18 protein-coding genes and 1 tRNA gene are annotated in these 19,974 nt (G+C 62.3%); 5 read left to right on the top strand and 14 right to left on the bottom strand.

Features of this window, described 5'->3' with window-relative positions; all coding sequences use genetic code 11:
- Positions 1 to 753 precede the first annotated feature (753 nt).
- Together ACIQ2A_RS15360 and rpoZ are read right to left on the bottom strand one after the other, a co-directional pair.
- Positions 754 to 3,099 carry a RelA/SpoT family protein gene (locus tag ACIQ2A_RS15360; RefSeq protein WP_398480614.1) on the bottom strand — a complete coding sequence of 782 codons (2,346 nt, stop codon included), beginning with the start codon at positions 3,097 to 3,099 and terminating at the stop codon, positions 754 to 756.
- A 146-nt stretch (positions 3,100 to 3,245) separates the two neighbouring features.
- Positions 3,246 to 3,638 (bottom strand): DNA-directed RNA polymerase subunit omega, encoded by a 393-nt coding sequence (gene rpoZ, locus ACIQ2A_RS15355; protein ID WP_398480612.1) that lies wholly within the window; start codon positions 3,636 to 3,638, stop codon positions 3,246 to 3,248.
- 391 nt (positions 3,639 to 4,029) lie between these two features.
- Here rpoZ and ACIQ2A_RS15350 point away from each other — a divergent pair, with 391 nt between their 5' ends.
- Together ACIQ2A_RS15350 and ACIQ2A_RS15345 are read left to right on the top strand one after the other, a co-directional pair.
- Positions 4,030 to 4,656 (top strand): NYN domain-containing protein, encoded by a 627-nt coding sequence (locus ACIQ2A_RS15350; RefSeq protein ID WP_398480610.1) that lies wholly within the window; start codon positions 4,030 to 4,032, stop codon positions 4,654 to 4,656.
- A 28-nt stretch (positions 4,657 to 4,684) separates the two neighbouring features.
- Positions 4,685 to 5,347 carry a uracil-DNA glycosylase gene (locus ACIQ2A_RS15345; RefSeq protein WP_398480608.1) on the top strand — a complete coding sequence of 221 codons (663 nt, stop codon included), beginning with the start codon at positions 4,685 to 4,687 and terminating at the stop codon, positions 5,345 to 5,347.
- 115 nt (positions 5,348 to 5,462) lie between these two features.
- Here ACIQ2A_RS15345 and ACIQ2A_RS15340 read toward each other — a convergent pair whose 3' ends face one another.
- The 4 genes from ACIQ2A_RS15340 to dapA all read right to left on the bottom strand — a co-directional run bounded on the left by ACIQ2A_RS15340 (position 5,463) and on the right by dapA (position 8,141).
- Positions 5,463 to 6,038: a peroxiredoxin gene (locus tag ACIQ2A_RS15340; RefSeq protein ID WP_398480606.1), complete on the bottom strand. Its 576-nt coding sequence runs from the start codon at positions 6,036 to 6,038 to the stop codon at positions 5,463 to 5,465.
- Positions 6,039 to 6,175: 137 nt separating this feature from the next.
- Positions 6,176 to 6,649, bottom strand: a complete 474-nt coding sequence (gene smpB / locus ACIQ2A_RS15335) for an SsrA-binding protein SmpB (protein WP_398480603.1) — start codon at positions 6,647 to 6,649, stop codon at positions 6,176 to 6,178.
- Between the two features lie 55 nt (positions 6,650 to 6,704).
- A complete protein-coding gene (gene mscL / locus ACIQ2A_RS15330; RefSeq protein ID WP_398480601.1) occupies positions 6,705 to 7,124 on the bottom strand; it encodes a large conductance mechanosensitive channel protein MscL in 420 nt (139 codons plus the stop codon).
- Positions 7,125 to 7,247: 123 nt separating this feature from the next.
- Positions 7,248 to 8,141 carry a 4-hydroxy-tetrahydrodipicolinate synthase gene (gene dapA, locus ACIQ2A_RS15325; RefSeq protein ID WP_398480599.1) on the bottom strand — a complete coding sequence of 298 codons (894 nt, stop codon included), beginning with the start codon at positions 8,139 to 8,141 and terminating at the stop codon, positions 7,248 to 7,250.
- Positions 8,142 to 8,421: 280 nt separating this feature from the next.
- On the opposite strand from dapA, the gene ACIQ2A_RS15320 reads away from it, so the two are divergent.
- Positions 8,422 to 10,806, top strand: coding sequence for a lytic transglycosylase domain-containing protein (locus ACIQ2A_RS15320; protein WP_398480624.1), 2,385 nt, complete (start codon positions 8,422 to 8,424; stop codon positions 10,804 to 10,806).
- Between the two features lie 317 nt (positions 10,807 to 11,123).
- On the opposite strand, the gene ACIQ2A_RS15315 is transcribed toward ACIQ2A_RS15320, so the two are convergent.
- Positions 11,124 to 12,620: a porin gene (locus ACIQ2A_RS15315; protein WP_398480597.1), complete on the bottom strand. Its 1,497-nt coding sequence runs from the start codon at positions 12,618 to 12,620 to the stop codon at positions 11,124 to 11,126.
- A 616-nt stretch (positions 12,621 to 13,236) separates the two neighbouring features.
- Between ACIQ2A_RS15315 and ACIQ2A_RS15310 the strand changes: the two genes are divergently transcribed.
- Positions 13,237 to 13,328: transfer RNA gene (locus ACIQ2A_RS15310), tRNA-Ser, on the top strand.
- A 227-nt stretch (positions 13,329 to 13,555) separates the two neighbouring features.
- On the opposite strand, the gene ACIQ2A_RS15305 is transcribed toward ACIQ2A_RS15310, so the two are convergent.
- Entirely contained in the window at positions 13,556 to 13,837 is a 282-nt protein-coding gene (locus tag ACIQ2A_RS15305; RefSeq protein WP_398480595.1) for a hypothetical protein, read from the bottom strand.
- Positions 13,838 to 14,071: 234 nt separating this feature from the next.
- On the opposite strand from ACIQ2A_RS15305, the gene ACIQ2A_RS15300 reads away from it, so the two are divergent.
- Entirely contained in the window at positions 14,072 to 14,347 is a 276-nt protein-coding gene (locus ACIQ2A_RS15300) for a hypothetical protein (protein ID WP_398480593.1), read from the top strand.
- Here the strand turns inward: ACIQ2A_RS15300 and ACIQ2A_RS15295 are convergent.
- From ACIQ2A_RS15295 to ACIQ2A_RS15270, 6 genes are all read right to left on the bottom strand, one after another.
- Positions 14,344 to 14,613 (bottom strand): hypothetical protein, encoded by a 270-nt coding sequence (locus tag ACIQ2A_RS15295; RefSeq protein WP_398480591.1) that lies wholly within the window; start codon positions 14,611 to 14,613, stop codon positions 14,344 to 14,346. The genes ACIQ2A_RS15300 and ACIQ2A_RS15295 overlap by 4 nt on opposite strands.
- 691 nt (positions 14,614 to 15,304) lie before the next feature.
- Positions 15,305 to 15,433, bottom strand: coding sequence for a hypothetical protein (locus tag ACIQ2A_RS15290; RefSeq protein ID WP_256438169.1), 129 nt, complete (start codon positions 15,431 to 15,433; stop codon positions 15,305 to 15,307).
- A 624-nt stretch (positions 15,434 to 16,057) separates the two neighbouring features.
- Complete coding sequence (gene gatB, locus ACIQ2A_RS15285; RefSeq protein WP_398480589.1) at positions 16,058 to 17,542, bottom strand: Asp-tRNA(Asn)/Glu-tRNA(Gln) amidotransferase subunit GatB; 1,485 nt, start codon at positions 17,540 to 17,542, stop codon at positions 16,058 to 16,060.
- Positions 17,543 to 17,551: 9 nt separating this feature from the next.
- The gene (locus ACIQ2A_RS15280) at positions 17,552 to 17,920 is read right to left on the bottom strand and encodes a type II toxin-antitoxin system VapC family toxin (RefSeq protein WP_398480622.1); all 369 of its coding nucleotides are present in this window, start codon (positions 17,918 to 17,920) and stop codon (positions 17,552 to 17,554) included.
- Between the two features lie 52 nt (positions 17,921 to 17,972).
- Positions 17,973 to 18,374: a hypothetical protein gene (locus ACIQ2A_RS15275; RefSeq protein WP_398480587.1), complete on the bottom strand. Its 402-nt coding sequence runs from the start codon at positions 18,372 to 18,374 to the stop codon at positions 17,973 to 17,975.
- Between the two features lie 70 nt (positions 18,375 to 18,444).
- Entirely contained in the window at positions 18,445 to 19,833 is a 1,389-nt protein-coding gene (locus tag ACIQ2A_RS15270) for a patatin-like phospholipase family protein (protein ID WP_398480585.1), read from the bottom strand.
- Between the last annotated feature and the right edge of the window lie 141 nt (positions 19,834 to 19,974).

The following is a 19,974-nucleotide window of genomic DNA, read 5'->3' as shown; positions in this document are numbered from 1 at the left end:
CCGGAATTGGTGGGCTCAGCACGCGCCGACGTCACCGGGGCCGCCCCACCCCGGCCCTCCTCACTGCGCGGCTCCGCTGCTTGAGGGAGGGAGCACGACGATCGCGCTCTACTTTCTGATCGACATGTCAGACAGCCATGATCTCGCATTCTCGCGGCGCTTGCGCGTCCGAGGTGTGAGCATGTTCCCCCTCGCGACATGAGGGGAAGTGGCACGCCGCAAGGCGCACTTGGGTGGATCTTGACGCCGCCCGTGCAAGCTGGATCGCCAGCGAGACCGGACTGCGCAACGCCTTACGGCGCGCCACCGCGACGTTTTTCGGCCGAAGGACCGTTCTTCCGGGTACTGGGCGCTTCCGTCAGGGAAGCCATCCGACGGATTTCTCCGCCTTCGCCCGCACCACGTCCAGCCGCGCTAGCGGCAGGGCCCCGTAGTGGGCCCGGACGGTGACCCCCGACCGCCCGAGTGTGAAGGATACGTCCTCCCTCACCCGCAGGCGCCGCATCCTGCCCCACTCAAAGACGCCTCATGAGAGCGCCCCTCGCGAACAAGACGGGTGGGATAATGGCGACGATGGGAATTTTGTCAAGAACGAAATAAGAACGTTTATATATCGCCCGCGCTCTTCACGTCGGTCATCCCCGCGCAAGCGGGGATCCAGTATACACCGGCGGTGCGGCTCAATCCGAAAGGCCGGAGGATACTGGGTCACCCGGTCAAGCCGGGTGACGACAAGGATAGCTAGGTCGGTCTCTACCCGTCGACCCGCTCCACCTTCGCGACCACGGCTTTCGCGCGCAGTTGCGCGATGATCGCGCTGAGGTGCTTTAGGTCATACACGCCGAGATCGATCGTCTGCTCCGTAAAGTCCGGTGAGCGGCGGTGCATGCTGATATTGTCGATATTGCCGTCGTGATCGGCGATCACCTGGGCGATCTGCGCCAATGAGCCGGGCTCGTTGACGTTCTGCAGGAACAGGCGCGCCGGGAAACGTTGCGGTGACGACGTGTCCACATCCCACTTCACATCGACCCAGCGCTCCGGCTCTTCCTCGAACTCGCGCAAGGCCGGCGACTGGATCGGATAGATCGTGATGCCCTCACCCGGCGTGACGATGCCGACGATGCGGTCGCCGGGCACGGCGCCGCCATTGGGCGCGAATTTCACCGGCAGATCCGCATTGACGCCGCCGATGGAAATCACCGACAGGAATTTCCCGGCGCCGTCGCCCGAGCGGACCTTGTCGGCGGTGCTCTTCTTGTTGGCGGCATAGCGGCCGACGCGCTCTTCCTTGTAATCCGGATACATCGCGCGCGCGACATCGGCGGCGCGCAGTTCGCCGCGGCCGACCGAGGCCATGACCTCCTCGATGGATGAGCGTGCAAGACGCGGCAGCGCGCCCTTCAGCTGATCATCGGCATATTCGATCTTGGCGCGGGCAAACAGACGCTCGACGATGCGGCGGCCGAGACTCGCATATTGATCGCGCATCGCGGTGCGCGTGGCGCGGCGGATCGCAGCGCGCGCCTTGCCGGTGATGGCAAGCGACTCCCAGGCCGCTGGCGGCGCCTGCTGCGCCTTGGAGGTCAGCACCTCGACTTCGTCACCGTTCTGTAGTTCGGACGACAGCGGCGCAAACTTGCCGTTGATCTTGCAGCCCACCGCGCTGTTGCCGACATCCGTATGCACGGCATAGGCGAAGTCGATCACATTGGCCGCGCGCGGCAAGGCGATCAGCTTGCCCTTGGGCGTGAAGCAGAACACCTGGTCGTGGAACAGTTCGAGCTTGGTGTGCTCGAGGAATTCTTCCGGATTGGTACTCTCGGAGAGAATGCCGATGGTATGGCGCAGCCACGCAAACGCATTCGACTCGCGCTTCAGGCGCTCGTTCGGCGAGCCCGCGCCTTCCTTGTAGAACGCATGCGCCGCGATACCGTATTCGGCGATGCGGTTCATTTCCTCGGTGCGGATCTGCAATTCGACACGCTGGTTTCCGGGGCCGATCACCGTGGTGTGCAGCGAACGATAGTCGTTCTGCTTCGGTGTCGAAATGTAGTCCTTGAAGCGGCCGGGCACGACGGGCCAGGTCGTATGCACGACGCCGAGCGCGCGATAGCAGGATTCCAGATCGTCGATCACGATGCGGAAGCCATAGATATCCGAGAGCTGCTCGAAGCCCACCGACTTGCGCTTCATCTTGGTCCAGATCGAAAACGGCTTCTTGCGGCGGCCCGAGACGCGCGCCTTCATGCCGTTCTTCTGCAGCTTGGTGGAGAGATGGCTCTCGATCATGCCGATCAGATCGCGATTGCGCTCGGTCAGCGTATCGAGGCGCTGCATCACCACGAGGTGCGCGTCGGGATCGAGCACCTTGAAGGACAGTTCCTCCAACTCCTCACGCATCGCCTGCATGCCCATGCGGCCGGCGAGCGGCGCATAGATGTCGAGCGTCTCATCGGCAATGCGCCGCCGCGAGGCCGGCGGCATGAATTCCATGGTCCGCATATTGTGCAGACGGTCGGCGAGCTTGATCAGCAGCACGCGCACATCGTCGGCGATGGCAAGCAACAGCTTGCGTAGATTCTCGGCCTGCTTGGCCTCACGCGACACCAGTTCGAGTCGCTTCAGCTTGGTGAGGCCCTCGACCAGCGCGCCGATATCCGGACCGAACAGCTTGTCGATCTCGGCGCGGGTCGCCTCGGTGTCCTCAATGGTGTCGTGCAGGAGCGCCGCCACGATGGTGGCGTCGTCGAGCTTCAGATCGGTGAGAATCGCTGCGACTTCGAGCGGATGGGTAAAATAGGGATCGCCGGAGGCGCGGGTCTGCTCGCCATGGGCAACCATGGCATAGACATAAGCGCGGTTGAGCAGGTCCTCGTCGGTATTCGGATTATAGGCGCGGACGCGCTCCACCAGGTCATACTGACGCATCATGCGGCCACGGCTGGCGCGCGTGGTCTTGCCAGCAACGGTTGTATCGGCCACCGGCGTGGTGCCCGCAGCTGCAGGCACGACCGACCCGTCCACGCGTACCGGCGGAACCGCCGTGGTCTCATTAGCGGCCTGCATCTGCCGTGACTGACGGCGCGACGTCGCCATAACCTTCCTCAATTCTCGGGAGTCACCGGCGACTCCATCTGCTTGAGATAATTTGCCCAGAAACGTTCTCCAAATGCAAAGGCCCGGACGTGTGGTCCGGGCCTTTGCGCAACACTGTGATCGAAAGACAGTTTAAGCGTATCCGCTTACTCGTCTTCTTCCGGCTGTTCTTCCGGCGGAGCCAGGCCTTCGAGGCCCTTGAGCAGCTCTTCTTCGGTCATGCGCTCGACGGCAACTTCGGTGTCATCGGCATCGACGCTGGCGCCGGCCGAGCCGATCAATGGCACGACATCGCCTTCCGGCTCGTCCACTTCGACGAACTTCTGCAGCGAATGCACCAGTTCCTCGCGCAGATCTTCCGGCGAAATGGTCTCGTCGGCGATCTCGCGGAGCGAAACCACCGGGTTTTTGTCGTTGTCGCGATCAATCGTGAGTTGTGAACCCGACGAGATCATACGAGCCCGATGTGCTGCCAGCAGGACCAGATCGAAGCGATTGTCGACCTTGTCGATGCAATCTTCTACGGTGACGCGCGCCATGAAATGTCGCTCCGTTGGATGAGGGACCGAAAATAAAGGATTGTTGCCGGTTAGGTATAGCGGCTTCGCACGCAGCGCAAGAACGAAATTAGAATCCCGCTTCGTGGTTTTGTTTTGGTCAGGACTATGTTACCCTCAAAAGACCCTTGGATATGAGGGTCTTAGGACCATTAAATATTGGCCTTTCCGACACCATTTGGGCCACCAAAAGGCTTCATTGCAACTGCAAAAAGATGGGCTTATCGCTCTCCTCTTCAATTGCGTGAAAGTACGGTTTGCCGATCTGCCAAAAGGCAGGCGACGACTTGACGCTTACGACTTGATGCGAATGTGCGGCGAAGCTTCGCTGTGCCAAAAACGTAAACAACAACAAACCCTATGAGAAAACTTGATGTCTCAATCTGCTAACAAGATCGCGCTCTTCATCGATGGCGCCAATCTCTACGCCACGGCAAAGACGCTCGGTTTCGACATCGATTACAAGCGCCTTCTCAAGGAATTTCAGAGCCGCGGAACCCTCGTACGCGCTTTCTATTACACGGCCATTATTGAAGATCAGGAATACTCGTCGATTCGCCCGCTGATCGACTGGCTCGACTACAACGGGTACACGGTGGTGACCAAAGCCACCAAGGAATTCATCGATGCGTCGGGCCGACGCAAGGTGAAGGGCAATATGGACATCGAACTCGCTGTCGATGCCATGGAGCTTGCCGAGCATGTGGACCAGATCGTGCTGTTCTCCGGCGACGGCGATTTCCGCTCGCTGGTGGAAGCCGTGCAGCGCCGCGGCGTGCGCGTCACGGTGATCTCCACCATTTCGAGCCAGCCGCCGATGATCGCCGACGAATTGCGCCGCCAGGCGGACGTGTTTACGGACCTGATGGAATTGCAGAGCAAGATCGGCCGCGACCCGTCCGAGCGCCCTGCTCCGCGCGAGCCGCGCCATCAGACGCCGCAATTCCTGCAGCGCTCGGCCACCGTGGCACCACGAGGCGACGACGATTTCGAAGACTAGTACTCAGCTCAGTCGACAACAGCCGGCGGTGGTCGCAACTGCGATCTCCGCCGGTACTGCGACCGATCCAGGCCGCGACTGCCCGCTCTGCCCTCGCCTCGTCGATTACCGCACCGAGCTGCGCGCCCGCGAGCCCGATGGCTTCAACGCGCCGGTGCCGTCCTTCGGCGGCGCGGATGCGCAACTGCTAATCGTGGGGCTCGCGCCGGGCGCCCAGGGCGCCAATCGCACCGGGCGGCCCTTTACCGGCGATTATGCCGGCGACCTCCTCTACGACACCCTGCTGCATTTCGGCTTCGCCAAAGGCACCTTCCTGGCGCGACCGGATGATGGGCTGACCTTGACCAACAGTCGCATCACCAATGCGGTGCGCTGCGTGCCGCCGCAGAACAAGCCGCTGCCGGTGGAAATCACCACCTGCCGCCCATTCCTGATTGCCACGATGGACGCGATGCCTCGCCTGCGCGCCATCGTGCTGCTCGGCCGCGTGGCCCATGACACGATGCTGAAGACGCTGGGTATCCGCGCGGTGACAGCGCCGTTCACCCATGGCGGCGTGCATGATGCCGGCCGGTTCAAGCTGTACGACAGCTATCACTGCTCGCGCTACAACACGAATACGGGCGTGCTGACGCCGGAGATGTTTCGTGCCGTGTTTGCGCGGGTGAAGACGGATCTGGCGGCAGAGTGATCTTCACTTGTCGTCACCCGGCTTGACCGGGTGACCCAGTAGACATCGCCAGTGTTTATTGGATCGCCCGGTCAAGCCGGGCGACGACAGCAGGATGTAAATCGCGCACGGCCATCTACACCGGATTGGCCTTCAGCCATTCCAGCACATCGCCCGCATTCCGATCCGGCGGAAACACCGGATAGAAAACATTGGTGATGACAGCATCATCCACGACCAGTGCGAGACGCTTGATCAGTGTGAGATCGGCGACATCCATGGTCGGCAGGCTCAGCGCATCCGCGAGGTCGAGCTTCTCGTCGGACAGCACCGGAAACGGCAGATGCAGTCGCGCGGCCATCTCGGTTTGATAGGCGTTGCTCTGGGTCGAGAGACCGAACACATGCTGTGCGCCGGCTGATGTCAGGTCGCGAAACAGATCGCGGAACGAACAGGCCTGCGGTGTGCAGCCGCGCGCACCGGGGATCATGTCCCAGTCATCGGTGAGCCCGATCTTGCCCGGCTCGCCGGTGCGCGGATAGCCGAACACCACAGTGCGGCCTCGCAGCTCGGACAGATCGACCGCGGTGTCATTGGTCGCGCGCAGACTGACTGAAGGGATTGTCATGCCGACGAGATGCGCGGCACCGCCGTCGTCCTCGGGTGCCGGGATCTTGCTCCAGTCGACGTCGGTCAGACTTGGTTGGGTCATATCCACTCCCAGTAGTCACGATCACTCCGCCCTCATGGTGAGGAGGCGCCCTTGCGCCGTCTCGAATCATGAGATGTGGAGCTCTGCCGCCATCCTTCGAGACGCCGCTACGCGGCTCCTCAGGATGAGGGCTTGAGCTATCCCCGCGCCCGGAGCAAACGCCCCTTCTCGCGGCCCCAGTCGCGGTCCTTCTCGGCGGCGCGCTTGTCGTGGAGCTGCTTTCCCTTGGCAAGCGCGAGCTGCAGTTTCACGCGGCCGCGCTCGTTAAAATACATTTTCAACGGCACCAGCGTCATGCCCTGACGCTCCACCGCCCCCATCAGCTTGTTGATCTGCTTCCTGTGCAGCAGCAATTTGCGCGGGCGCTTCGGCTCGTGATTGAACTGGTTGGCCTGCAGATATTCAGGAATGTTGCAGTTGATCAGCCAGATCTCGCCGCCCTTGGGATCGGCGTATGATTCCGCAATGGTGCTCTTGCCGTTGCGGATCGACTTCACCTCGGTGCCGGTCAAGGCGATGCCGGCCTCCACCGTGTCTTCCACGGCGAAGTTGAACCGCGCCTTGCGGTTCTCGGCGATCACCTTGATCGGACGTTCTTTCTTTTCGGCCATCATATTCTTTCGGTGCTAGGCACCAGATATAGGAACGTCCGGCCCGCGCGGCAAATCAGGCCTTTGCCTTGAGCAGGTCGCGGATTTCGGTGAGCAGTGCGGCTTCCGCACTCGGCTTCGCCGGCTCGGCGGGCTTGGCTTCTTCCTTGCGCTTCAGCGTGTTCATGCCGCGGATCACCATGAACAGCACGAAGGCGACGATGATGAAGTTCAGCGTCAGCGTCAGGAAGCTGCCCCAGGCGAGCACGGCGCCCTGTTTCTTGGCATCGGCGAGATTGGTCGCCGTAACCGACTTCGACAGGCCGGTGAAGTAATTCGAGAAATCGAGACCGCCGGTGATGGCGCCGATGATCGGCATGATGATGTCGGCCACCATCGAGGAGACGATGGCACCGAACGCCGCGCCGATGATCACGCCGACGGCGAGATCGACCACGTTGCCCTTCATGGCGAAATCACGAAATTCCTTCAGCATGTGCAATCCCTTTCCAATTCAAAATACTCCGTCATCGCGAGGAGCGTAGCGACGAAGCGATCCAGAAAGCCAGAAAAAGAAAGAACTGGATTGCTTCGCTACGCTCGCAATGACGTCCGAAGCTTAATTGATCAGGCCGGCATGGACCATGGCGGCGCGGATCGCCTTGCCGGTCGGCTCCGTGACGGACAGCAGCGGCAGGCGCACGCTTTCGTCGCCGCGGCCGAGCAGCTTGAGGCCATGCTTGGCGCCGGCGAGGCCGGGCTCCTTGAAGATGGTGTCATGCAGCGGCGTCAGGCGATCCTGGATTTTCAGCGCGCCGGCATAGTCGCCCTTGAACACCAGATCCATCAATTCGGCGCACAGCTTTGGCGCGACATTGGCGGTGACGGAGATGCAGCCATGGCCGCCGGCAGCCATATAGGACAGCGCCGTCATGTCCTCGCCCGAGAGCTGGATGAAATCCGGGCCCATGGCGTGGCGCTGCTTGGAAACGCGGCCGACATCGGCGGTGGCGTCCTTCACACCGGCGATGTTCTTGAGTTCGTACAAGCGCGCCATGGTCTCGACGGACATATCAACCACGGAGCGCGGGGGAATGTTGTAAATGATGATCGGAATACCGATCGCGTCATTCACCGCCTTGAAGTGCTGATACATGCCCTCTTGCGTGGGCTTGTTGTAATAGGGCGTGACGACCAGCACGGCATCCGCACCGGCCTTCTCGGCATGCTTGGCGAGCGCCACGGCTTCGCGGGTCGAGTTCGAGCCAGCGCCGGCAATCACGGGCAAGCGGCCCTTGGCCTCGTCGATGCACCATTCGACGACCTTGGCGTGCTCGTCATGGGTCAGGGTCGGGCTCTCGCCGGTGGTACCGACGGGAACCAGGCCGTGGGAGCCCTCGGAGATCTGCCAGGCCACATGGGCGCGCACGGCTTCCTCGTCCAGCGCACCGGCTTTGAACGGGGTGACCAGAGCGGTGTAGGACCCCCGGAAAATCGTCTTGGTGGCTGCCATGGTCTGCTCCGAACGCGATGCGGCTTCCGCCGTCTGCTTGAACCTATTGAATGGACTGCGAGTCTTATCGACTTCGAGGCTGCGGCGAAAGACCGCCCAAGACGCGATCGGTCGCTATCGGGCTGGTTTTGCGGGCTTTCCGCCCCGATTTCGCCGCTGTGGCGGCGCACATCAGGATGCAAGGCGACCGGCGTTGACGAATTGGTCACCCTTTCAATCAAATACATCAGGGGAATGTCGGCGAAGATGTGATTCGCCGCGAGGAAACAGCGTGACGCGACTGATCCCAACTCCTGCGGCCCGACGGACGGCGCTCCGCGCCAGTCTGGCGCTACTGCTGAGCGTCTCGATTCCTGCGCTCGAAGCCGGCGCTGCCGGTACGACAGAGGCATCGAAGACTAGTCAGACAGCCAAGGACGCTACGGCGAAGCCGGCCGGTGCCAAGCCTGCGGCGGCCAAAGGCGCTGCAGACAAATCCGCGGCGAAGCCCGCCGCGGCCAAGCAGGCTCCCGCCAAATCAGCCACTGCGAAGCCCGAAGCCGCGAAATCGACTGCGGCAAAGCCTGCTGCTGCGAAGCCGACCGCGAGCAAACCCGCCGCCGCAAAACCTGTCGCGGCCAAGCCTGCGACTGCGCATACCGGCACCGTGACCCCTGCGCCAGCGATTCAGCCGGCCACGCGCCAACATGCCGTTGCCCCGCCAGCCGCGAAGAAGCCGCCGCCTGCCCGTGCCGCCATTGCGGCCACCAGTTCGACCTCCCAGGCCGATGGCCAGGCGCTGGAGAATGTCATCGAGCTCGTTCGCAAGGGCAAAAGCTCTGAGGCCGGTCAGGTCGCGCAGACCATCGGCGATCCCGTCGCGCGCAAACTCGCCGAGTGGATTTATCTGCGCAGCGAGAACAACGGCGCCTCCGTAGAGCGCTATCGCGCCTTCATCGCCGCCAATCCGAGCTGGCCGTCGCAGACCTTCGTGCGCCGTCGCGCCGAGGCCGCGCTGTGGGATGACAAACGCGACGACAGCGCGATCCAGTCCTATTTCGATGACGAGAAGCCGATCTCGGCCAAGGGCAAATTCGCGCTTGGCAAATCGCTGCTCGCACGCGGCGATCGCGCCAATGCCGAGCGGCTCGTTCGCGACGCCTGGCGCAACGATCCGATCTCCGGCGACACCGAGGCCATGGCCATCGACATGTTCGGCCCGCTGATCACGCCCGGTGATCACAAGGCCCGCATGGACATGCTGCTCTATGGCAGCGATGGCGATCCCGGCCTGCGCTCGGCCAAGCGGCTCGGCGGCGCCCAGATGGCGCTGGCACGCGCACGCATCGCCGTCACCAAGAAGGCATCGAATGCGAAGGCACTGCTTGATGCCGTGCCATCCGAATTGCATAGCGACCCCGGCTATCTGTTCAGCCGCATCCAGCAACTGCGCCGCGACGAACGTTTCGCCGAAGCCGCGCGCCTGATGTCGGCAGTGCCGCGCGATATCAATCGCCTGCACAATCTCGACGAATGGTGGATCGAACGCCGCCTGCTGTCGCGAAAGCTGCTCGATGTGGGCGAGCATCGCGCGGCCTATGTGGTGGCGCGCGACGCCGCACTGCCCGCGCGTGACATCTACAAGACCGAACAGGAATTCACGGCCGGCTGGATCGCATTGCGCTTCCTGAAAGACCCTGCGACAGCCTCGCAGCATTTTGCGCGCATCGGCGTCGGCAGCGTCAATCCGACCGCGCTGGCCCGCGCCGGATATTGGCAGGGTCGCGCCGCGGAAGCCGCTGGCCGCAGTTCTGAGGCCCGCGCGGCCTACACCCGCGCGGCGGAGCAATCGACCAGCTATTACGGCCAGCTCGCCCGTGGAAAACTGGGCCTGCCGCAGCTCGATATCAGCGGCTCGCTATCGACGCGCGCGCGCGGCTCCGATCGGCTCGAAATCGTCCGTGCCGTGCAGCTGCTCTATGCGCTCGACGAGAAGGAGATCGCGATTCCGATTTTCGCCGATGTCGGTGAGAACGGCGATCCCGAAGCGGTGCTCGGCCTCAGCGAACTCGCATCGCAGAACAAGGATGCGCGCGGCATGCTGCTGGTCGGCAAGGCCGCGCTCAATCGCGGCCTACCCTTCGATCACTATGCCTATCCGACCATGGGCATTCCGAGCTACCGGCCGGTCGGACCGGAAGTCGAGCCCGCTGTCGTCTACGCGATCGCGCGGCAGGAAAGCGCGTTCAATCCCGCTGTCGTATCTCCCGCGCAGGCTTATGGCCTGATGCAGGTGACGCCGAGCGCCGCGCAATATGTCGCCAAGCGCCACGGCGCCACTTATGACCTCGCGCGGCTGAAGAACGACTCGACCTACAATGCTGCCCTCGGCGCCGCCGAGCTCGGCGGCCTCTTGGAAGACTATCGCGGCTCCTACATCATGACCTTTGCGGGCTACAATGCCGGCCGCGGCAGCGTGCGCAAATGGATCGAGCGCTATGGCGATCCGCGCGATCCCAATGTGGATGCGGTGGACTGGGTGGAGTCGATACCCTTCGCCGAGACGCGCAACTACGTCCAGCGCATCATGGAAAACCTGCAGGTCTATCGCGCCCGCTTCGGTGGCAGCCAGAAGCTGCAGATCGATGCCGATTTGCATCGCGGCCGCGGCAGCAGCGTCGAGTAACTGCTGCGAACGAGCCAACCGCCCTCAGCGCGCCTTGTCTGTCACCACCCGCGCAAGCGGGTGGTCCAGTAAACGCAATCGTTTCAGCACAACCACCACTGCCGGTGTCTACTGGATCGTCCGGTCCTAGCGCGCAAGTGCGCGCGGCCGGACGATGACAACGGAGTGGCAGGCAGACACCTTTCGCAACGACCGCCCACAAACAAAAGCCCACGGCTCAGCTGCCGCAGTCATCACGTCCGCACAAACAAAAACCCCCGGCAGTTGCCTGCCGGGGGTCTTGTATTCAGATATCGATTGCCGTGAGGCGCTCGATATTAGAACGAGCGCAGGATCTGAACCGAACCGTTATACAGGTTCTGGTCGCTGACCGAGTAGCTCTGGGCTGCACGGCCCGGAACGGTCGCACCGGTCACAATGCCACCCAGGTTCTGCTCGAGGCGGGTGTAGGTGAATTCGGCCGACAGGGTCAGGTTCTTGACCGGGGTCCAGGCGGTACGGGTACCGATCTGGGCGATGCCGAAGTCGAAGTTGTTGGTCGAACCGACGAGCGAGCCGTTGTTCGAACCCGGAATCGTGCGACCCGGAGCGAAGGCAGCGGCTAGAAGCGCGTTGCCGCCGTCACCATACGAGATGCTGCTGTAGCTGCCCCAGAGCGAGGTGCGCCAGGCCGGGTTCCAGTAGTGCTCGAAGTAACCGACGACCGACCAAGCTTCGCTCTGCTCGATCTGGCCATTCGTGCCGTAAATGCCGTCAAGCACATAGCCGAAAGCCATCGAGTCGCCGGAAACCTTGGCAAAACGACCGCCGCCCGAGGTGTCGGTGGTGCCGCCAGCGATGGCGTACTTGGCCGCGCCCTTGCCGTAGCTGGCTTCGAGCTTCAGGCTGTCGCCAGCGCCGGTCGGGAGGTTCTTGAACTCGACAGCGCCGTTGACGGCGAAGCCGTAGGAGTCATCCGGATGCGCAGTGCTGCCGGCGTAGAAACCCGGGGTGATCGTGTGCATCGCAGCACCGAAGTGCAGCGAACCCCAAGCCTGATCGAGGCGCAGGTTGCCGACGATGTCCGGAATGTGGTTGCCGCCGTACGAGTTACCCGCGAAGGTGTTCGACGTCGCGCCGTAGGCACCGGTGTTGCCGCTGGCGCCGAACGGGCCAACAAGGGCCAGACCGTTGTTGTAGAGACCGGCGTTGCGGTAGGGCGAGGCGTTTTCGAGCGAGATGGTGCCCGACACGCCGTTACCGAACGAAGCGGTGTAGGCGAGCTGCGGGATACCGGTCGTGTTGTTCGAACCAGCCATGAAGCCCGACGAGATGGTCGGCTTCGAGAGAGCCCACTGCGGGTCGAACTGCGAGACGGCCTTACCGAAGGTGAAGCCGGCGAACTGGATGAAAGCGTAGTCGACTTCGGTGAAGCCGCCAGCGATCGATTCACGGTTCTGCGAGAAGTCGAACTGGATGTTCGCATAGGTGCGGACAACGCCGTATTCGGTGGCGGTGCGGGTGTCGGTGGTCAGGTTGATACGCTGACGGGTGATGTAATAGTCCTGCGTCCATGCGCCGGCGCCACCAGCGCCACCCTGCCAGAACGGGGTGTCGTAGTTGTTGGCGTTGAACGAGGTGTCGATACGGATCGCACCACCGATCTTGACGCAGGTATCGGTGCCCGGGATGTAGTAGAAACCGGCGCCGTAGAGAGAGCAGACCTTCACGTATTCAACGGCCTTGGCCTTGACGGGAAGATCGGCTGCCTGAGCGCCACCAACAGCGAGGATGCCCGCTGCGGAGCCCAGGATAAGGCCCTTAATCGTCTTCATGTAACCTCCAAGTTGCTAAAGGGAAGGTTCCGTCACGGGGCGCGTATGCACCCTGAAGACAAGTTCCTAGATCCCTGACAACCCGCGCCGAGACTCCTGATCCAAGCCACATGCCCGCAGCTCGAATCCATCATCAGTACGGGACGACCTCGGGATGCCCCCCTCCGTCGCGTGATGAACATCTCCCAAGCTCCGCCGCTTCGCAACAATGGAACGCCTCGAAACCGCCCTGCTTCGGCCATTTGCGCCAAGGTGTTGCGTAAATCACACGCGCTTGTGATTGCACAATTCGACCAAGCAACTGATTTATTTAGCTAATTCAACATTGCAAAAATCATGTCACAAACATCGCGCGCAACGTGTGCGGCGCTATTGTTCTCGGAAAACACTCATATCGGGCGCCAGCAAGTCCCGAATCGAGGAGATTCGGGCGCCGCTCACGCGGCTGCCGGCGCCATGCGCGCGTTTTCGCCGGGCGCGCAGGCTCGCCGATGGGCTGGACATATATAGAAGTGTGTATCGCGCCGGCTCTGACGGGAAAATTATCTGCACAGCTGCACGAGATGCGATCTGGTGCTTGCGGCTCACGGCGCTGTCGGGCATATGCAGCCATGATGGAGCTGTGGCCGAGTGGCTGAAGGCACCGCTTTGCTAAAGCGGCATACCTGTTAAAGGGTATCGAGGGTTCGAATCCCTCCGGCTCCGCCACTCTGAAAGTGGCCCCTCATTTTCCAGCAACATTGGAAATTTGCGTGCCGCTTTCGAGCGGCGGGCTTGGTGCGCGGTGGCGCAACGCTTGCCTGGATTCAGTGCCAAGCGTCACATCACTCGACTACAGATCTGCCAATGACGGGAGACATCACGCCCCTCCCCTTGTCCGGCGAAGCGGACGCGATGTCGGCCCATCGGCACATCACGTCCCGCGCGCTGCCGCGTTACCAGGTCTGGTTACGGGCATTGTCGCCGCTGCCGTAGCCGTAATTGCTCCAGGTCTGCGACGGGCCGGCGGATGCTCCTCCGACATAGGCGCCATAGGCGTTGCGTACCGATTTGCGCTGCGCCTGATGATGACGGCGTGCCGAACTCAGATCAGTCGCCGACGCGCTGACGGACGCGGTCTTGGCAGGCGCGGCCGAAGCCGGCTCGGTGGCGGCGACAGCAAAGGTGGCGAAAAGCGCAAGCGCGCCGGCGCGCAGCGAAAGGGTCTTGATCGACATGATGATGTCCTTGTGTTGAGAGGCCGACCGGTCTCTGTGGAGAGGTGACACACAGGACATTGGGTGGCTGGCGCTTGTTACAAGCAAGCTGCGCGTCACAAGCCCGTGACGCAGTGCGGCATGGCGATGCGCCTGCCCATGACCGAATTGAGGAAAAAATGTGGAGCGGCTTCGAACCCGGTTTCTGCGGGCCGCGACGACTGGGTGTGACCATCACACACCGGAGAGGACATCATGTCCACGCAGGCCACCACGACCATCGGACGTATCGCGCTGCTCGCCACTCTCATGATGACGGCCTCAACGGCCCTCGCCTCGGCTCAGACCTTCAGCTCCGAACAACGACGGCTCTGCACCGGCGATGCGTTCCGGCTGTGCAGTTCGGCGATCCCGAATGTGGAGGAGATCACCATCTGCATGCGCAAGCAGAAGGCCAGTCTCAGCAGCGGCTGCAAGGCGGTGTTTGACAAGCCGGTCGTCACCGCCGTGAGCAACAAGTCGGACGATTAGTGCGCGGTCACCATCCAGGCGCGGGCATCGCGCTGCGCGGCGGCGATCTCGACATCCGACATCATGTCGGCGACTTCGCGGCGCATCGGGATCGCATCGACCCGGCCCTTGAGCGCTGCGAGATTGAACCACTTATGCGCGGCCACGAGATCAACGATCCCGGCGCGGCCGCTCGACCAATACATGCCGCGCTCGAACAGCACGTCCTGGATCGCGGTGTCGGTGACGGGCGTTGCCGCCCCGAAATCGATCTGCCCCTGAAACATCACTCATTCCTTTTTTATGTTTGCCGCCCCAACCGAGCGCGGCTCCTGTCCGTGTCTGACTTGTCCCAACCGCCAGTTATGTCCGGCGTGTTGAGGCAAATATGCCGGTCAAATTTGAATGGCAGTTTAAGCATCGCGATGAACGGTTTCTGAACGCGGACAGGCGGCACGCGCGCATGCGCGGGCGAAAACCCAGCATTCATGCGGGTTTTCTGCATTTTTGCGGATTTCGGTTTACCTTGCCGGTTGGCGATCGCGTAACCATCGCGAAGACAGGCTCCGCCGTAGGGCGGATGAGCCGTAGGCGTAATCCGCCTCGGAGTTTCAACAATGAACTCGGCCGGCGGATGACGCTTCGCTCATCCGCCCTATGGCACAGCACTATCAAAATGGGAAAACTTGATCATCGCCGGGGATCAACCGCACCGGCGGAAAAGACGAGGGCGTCGGCAACACGTCAGGATCATGCCTGCCGGCATCATGCCGGAGACTGCGGATCAAGGATCCGCCCGTAGAGGAAAGCCGATCACTGCATGACCGACTTCTCTGCCGAACCGATGCGAAGACGAACTCCGCAGTGCCGATCCAGCCGTTCGACCTGATGTCTCGCCGACACCCTCTTTCGTCGATCGGAGCCGTAACGCCGATGACGGCGCCGGCATTGCTGCCGGCGTAGTCCGGAAAGAAGAAGTTACTTCTTCTTGGCGGCCTTCTTCGCGACCTTCTTGGTCTTCTTGGCGGTCTTCTTGACTGCGGTCTTCGCAGCCTTCTTCACCGTCTTCTTCGCCTTAGCGACTTTCTTCACTGCCTTCTTAGCCATGTTGCCCTCCATAAGAGATGACTTAAACGCTGCGTGCAGTCGTGAATCGATATGCACACGATTCCGAATACACCAACGATTTCAAAAGAACAGTGGGCTGCTTAAGGAAGTGTTGAAGCTGTGTCGCCGAGGTCAACCCCGTTCGTGCAGCTGCGGAGCGTTCATGCGGCTTTTGCATGGCGAAAGAAACACCCGGAAAACCTACATCATCGAAAGTCAAGTGCGACGCACAGGCCTATTTTTCCAGAGCGCGCGCACGGTGAACTAACAAACAACTACACAAAGTGCGGGCGTCCGCGAATCGGATTGGAGCGACCGGAATCGCCTCCCGCCGGCTCCGAGTCGGTTCACCCGGCAACGAAAATATTTTTTGGATAACCGCGCCGAGAGCTACTCTCGAAGGCTCACAACCCGCTCTTCCGTCATGTCACTCGCCACGATTCGCGACTCGATTCTCTCGCCGAACGCGGTGAACGGCATCGATAGAAACGAAAACGGCGCCGCTCGAAGCGACGCCGTGAGGTCTGTAGGATGGGTTGAGCGAAGCGAAAACCCATCGGCCGAACGATGCGGTAAGCTCCGCCGATGGGTTATCGCTTTGCTCAACCCATCCTACGCCCGAGCTCAGAGGCCGAGCTTGCTCTTCAGGAGATCGTTGACGGCCTGCGGATTGGCCTTGCCGCCCGACGACTTCATCACCTGGCCGACGAACCACCCCATCAGCGCCGGCTTCGCCTGCGCCTGCGCCACCTTGTCCGGGTTCGCCGCGATGATGTCGTCCACCACCTTCTCGATGGCGCCCATGTCGGTGACCTGCTTCATGCCGCGCTCGTCCACGAGCACGCGCGGGTCGCCGCCTTCGGTCCAGACGATCTCGAACAGATCCTTGGCGATCTTGCCGGAGATGGTCCCCTCACCGATCAGGTCGATGATGGCAGCCATCTGCGCCGACGACACCGGCGACGACGCGATGTCCTGGCCTTCCTTGTTGAGGCGGCCGAACAATTCGTTGATCACCCAGTTGGCGGCCAGCTTGCCGTCGCGCGCCTTGTCCTTGAGGCCGTCGAGCACGGCTTCATAGAACTCCGCGCTTTCGCGTTCGGTCACCAGCACGGCGGCATCGTAATCCGACAGACCGAAGGCGCTGACGAAACGCGCCTTCTTCGCGTCAGGCAATTCCGGCAGTTCCGCCTTCAAGCCGGCGACGAATGCCTCGCTGAACTCGAGCGGCAGCAGATCGGGATCGGGGAAGTACCGATAGTCATGCGCCTCTTCCTTCGAGCGCATCGAGCGGGTCTCGCCCTTGTTGGGATCGTAGAGCCGGGTCTCCTGATCGATGGTGCCGCCGTCTTCGAGAATCTCGATCTGGCGCCGCGCCTCGTAATCGATGGCCTGGCCGATGAAGCGGATCGAATTGACGTTCTTGATCTCGCAGCGGGTGCCGAACGGCTCGCCCGGCCGGCGGACCGAGACATTGCAGTCGGCACGCAGGTTGCCCTTCTCCATGTCACCGTCGCAGGTGCCGAGATAGCGCAGGATGGTGCGCAGCTTCGACACATAGGCCTGGGCCTGTTCGGAGGTGCGCATGTCCGGCTTGGAGACGATCTCCATCAGCGCCACGCCGGAGCGGTTGAGGTCCACCGAGGTGCTCGACGGATTGCGGTCATGCACCAGCTTGCCGGCATCCTGTTCGAGATGCAGACGCTCGATGCCGACAGTGGCCGTGCTGCCATCGGCGAGTTCGATGGTGACCTCGCCCTCGCCGACGATCGGCGACTTGTACTGGCTGATCTGATAGCCCTGCGGCAGATCCGGATAGAAGTAATTCTTGCGGTCGAAGGTCGAGCGCAGGTTGATCTGCGCGTTCAGGCCGAGGCCGGTGCGCACCGCCTGGCGGACGCATTCCTCATTGATGACCGGCAGCATGCCCGGCATGGCGGCGTCCACCAGCGACACATGCGTGTTCGGCGCGCCGCCGAAGGCGGTGGACGAGCCGGAAAACAGTTTTGCCTTGGAGGTGACCTGGGCGTGGATCTCCAGCCCGATGACCATTTCCCAGTCACCGGTGGCGCCCTTGAGCAGCTTGGAAGTTTTGACAGGTGCGTTCATGGGGGCGTTTTACAGCGGCAAGCGGCGAGGGAAAAGGGCGTATCTGCGGCCGGCACGAACTCCGTCGCGAGCATAGTCCAGCAGCATGCGGTCGCGGGTCACCAGTCGCCAGCCATTTGCGCGGACGGTTGCCGCGAAAATCCGGTCCGCCGGATCCTTCGGCGGCTTCCCCGGCAGGAAGGATGAGGCAATCAGGACGGCGGGTGAGATCTTTACGAGTTGCAATCCGGGCTCTTGCGATAGGCGGTCAAACCAGCTCTGCGGGTTAGAGCGCAAAGTCATGCGACCACGCGACACCAGCATGCCAAGCTCCCAAGCCGTGACCGGCGAAATGTATAGCGGTTCTCCGGCATCCGCTGCCCGTTTGAGCTCAACCATAGCGGGGGCCGCAATGGGCATACCTTCGAAGAACCAGACAGCCGCGCAGGTATCAAGGAGCCGGGCCATATTTTTTCTCGATCCAGTCCGCCAGATCGGGGTCTGCTGGTTCGGTAAGATCGACGCCGGGTGCGATCGTGACCGTCCCCTTCATGCAACCAAAAAGAGGATGGTGGCCGGTCTCAATCTTGGCCGGTTCGTCGCGCTCAGCCGAGGCATCCCGCCGGAAGGTTAGTTCCTGCGCGGCCAGATCGACCCCCTCGCTGCGAAATCCCGCCGCCACCCAGGCCTTGTCCTCCGCATCCGCCGGCGCATTGCTCCACCACGCGCGCTCCTGCTGGGCGGCGGCGGGCAGTTTGAAACCGACGATTTGCTCAATCTGCGCAAAGCTGAGGCGCACTGCGCGGCCCGGCTGGTTCTGCAGAAACTGGGTCAGCGGCTCATAGCGGCTCATGGCACTCTCCCACTCGGCACCATCAAGCTAACAATTCAATTATTGCACATCAAGGTTGCGCGCAGACCGCCTACATCCCCGATACGAAGGCCTTGAACACCGGGCTTTGCCGGAGCGTGTCCCTGCCCGCCGCGATCACGTCATCCACCTGCGCCTGCGGCAGCGAGAAGCGCGTCGGCACGCTCTCCAGCACCGCCGCCCGCTCGCCATCGAGCTGGTCGAAGCCGAGACGGCCCACGAAGAATTGCAGGTCGCGGCAGTTCCAGCCGGGGCGCGCGCCATAGCTCGCGCGCTGCGCCGCCGACAGGCCGCAACGCCAGGCGACCAGCGACGACTGGTAGTCCTTCATGGTGCGGTCGAAGGCGGTGTAGTTGGCGCCGACGCTGGCATCCATGGTGGTGTCCACCGCAGCCTTGAGCAATTCGATGCCGTCCGGCCCCTGCACCGTGTTGACCCAATTGCCGGACAGGCCGGTCTTGGCGTCCACCACGAGGAACATCGCGCGCCGCAGCTTGACAGCCTGTTGCGGTGTCAACGGGCCATATGGCGTGTCCGACGACTCGCGCGTGATGGTGAAGCCGGCGACGCCGTAATTGTCGACGAGGCCGCCATCCATCAGCTTGATATAGGGCACGGCACCTTCGCGATAACGGATGATCGCCTTGGCATAGTTGTTCAGCATCGGCGACGCATTGCGATTGCTCGCGGCGCGCTGCACCCAGGCCGGCAGCGGCGTATTGCACTTGCCGGGGAACGCCTGCACCACGCCCGGCGCAAAGGCGATCGGCACGGCCGCCGACGTGGCCACGGCCTGCGAGACCGGGAATTTGCCGATGTCGCTGCAGATCGCATCGAATGCGGTGGCCCCGAACACGAAGGGCACGCGGTTGTAGATGTCGGATGCATTGATCCACACCCGGGGCGAGCCGGTCTGCCGCGCCTGGCCATAGGTGATGCCGTCGAACAGATGGGCATCGAGCCATTTGGTGAAGGCAGTGGAATCGTTGATGCCGCCGCCGAGCGCACGGCCGATGGTGCCGAGCGAGAGCTGAGTTTGAAGTCCGGCTTCGGCATTCTGTAGCAGGAAGCGTTCGCGGAAATCGGCGAGCGCGGCGCGCTTCTTGATTCCGAAATAGGCTGCCGTGACAGAGCCGCCCGACACGCCCGAGATGAAATCGATGCGATCGACCATCTTGTCGCCGGAGCGCGGCATCGGGATGTTGTCCATCTCCTGCAGCACACCGAAAGAATAGGCCGCGGCCCGCGTGCCGCCGCCCGAAAAGGCAAGACCGATCATCAGATCGTCAAGCGCGGCGGGATCGGCGAAATTCAGCGCGAGATCGTCGGTAGGACCATGCGGGCCGACCGGCACATTGACCGGCTCGTTATAAACCGAGGCGCACCCCAGCAGCAGCGCACTGGCCGCCACAACCGCCCCCAACGAACGCAACTTCCGCATCGACATCGCACTCACGAACGTCCCTCGCGCATCCCAGGCGATGCGGCCGTCCCCACGGCAGACGGGAATGATTGCGGGCAAACTAACGCAAAGCTTGTCAATTTGATGCAAACCGAAAGCCACAGGTGCCCGCGCACCGCC

This window comes from Tardiphaga sp. (assembly GCF_044336785.1).
Classification (GTDB): Bacteria; Pseudomonadota; Alphaproteobacteria; order Rhizobiales; family Xanthobacteraceae; genus Tardiphaga.
Note: the sequence above shows the minus strand (reverse complement) of the source record. Positions and strands in the feature narration are given on the sequence as shown.

Excerpts from the sequence above, each read along its gene's own strand:
- ACIQ2A_RS15290 (WP_256438169.1), bottom strand. The coding sequence starts at position 15,433 with ATGGCTAAGAAGGCAGTGAAGAAAGTCGCTAAGGCGAAGAAGACGGTG.
- dapA (WP_398480599.1), bottom strand. The coding sequence starts at position 8,141 with ATGGCAGCCACCAAGACGATTTTCCGGGGGTCCTACACCGCTCTGGTC.
- rpoZ (WP_398480612.1), bottom strand. The coding sequence starts at position 3,638 with ATGGCGCGCGTCACCGTAGAAGATTGCATCGACAAGGTCGACAATCGC.
- ACIQ2A_RS15270 (WP_398480585.1), bottom strand. The coding sequence starts at position 19,833 with ATGCGGAAGTTGCGTTCGTTGGGGGCGGTTGTGGCGGCCAGTGCGCTG.
- ACIQ2A_RS15305 (WP_398480595.1), bottom strand. The coding sequence starts at position 13,837 with ATGTCGATCAAGACCCTTTCGCTGCGCGCCGGCGCGCTTGCGCTTTTC.
- ACIQ2A_RS15360 (WP_398480614.1), bottom strand. The coding sequence starts at position 3,099 with ATGGCGACGTCGCGCCGTCAGTCACGGCAGATGCAGGCCGCTAATGAG.
- ACIQ2A_RS15350 (WP_398480610.1), top strand. The coding sequence starts at position 4,030 with ATGTCTCAATCTGCTAACAAGATCGCGCTCTTCATCGATGGCGCCAAT.
- ACIQ2A_RS15280 (WP_398480622.1), bottom strand. The coding sequence starts at position 17,920 with ATGGTTGAGCTCAAACGGGCAGCGGATGCCGGAGAACCGCTATACATT.
- smpB (WP_398480603.1), bottom strand. The coding sequence starts at position 6,649 with ATGGCCGAAAAGAAAGAACGTCCGATCAAGGTGATCGCCGAGAACCGC.
- ACIQ2A_RS15300 (WP_398480593.1), top strand. The coding sequence starts at position 14,072 with ATGTCCACGCAGGCCACCACGACCATCGGACGTATCGCGCTGCTCGCC.
- ACIQ2A_RS15340 (WP_398480606.1), bottom strand. The coding sequence starts at position 6,038 with ATGACCCAACCAAGTCTGACCGACGTCGACTGGAGCAAGATCCCGGCA.
- mscL (WP_398480601.1), bottom strand. The coding sequence starts at position 7,124 with ATGCTGAAGGAATTTCGTGATTTCGCCATGAAGGGCAACGTGGTCGAT.
- ACIQ2A_RS15275 (WP_398480587.1), bottom strand. The coding sequence starts at position 18,374 with ATGAGCCGCTATGAGCCGCTGACCCAGTTTCTGCAGAACCAGCCGGGC.
- ACIQ2A_RS15295 (WP_398480591.1), bottom strand. The coding sequence starts at position 14,613 with ATGTTTCAGGGGCAGATCGATTTCGGGGCGGCAACGCCCGTCACCGAC.
- ACIQ2A_RS15315 (WP_398480597.1), bottom strand. The coding sequence starts at position 12,620 with ATGAAGACGATTAAGGGCCTTATCCTGGGCTCCGCAGCGGGCATCCTC.
- gatB (WP_398480589.1), bottom strand. The coding sequence starts at position 17,542 with ATGAACGCACCTGTCAAAACTTCCAAGCTGCTCAAGGGCGCCACCGGT.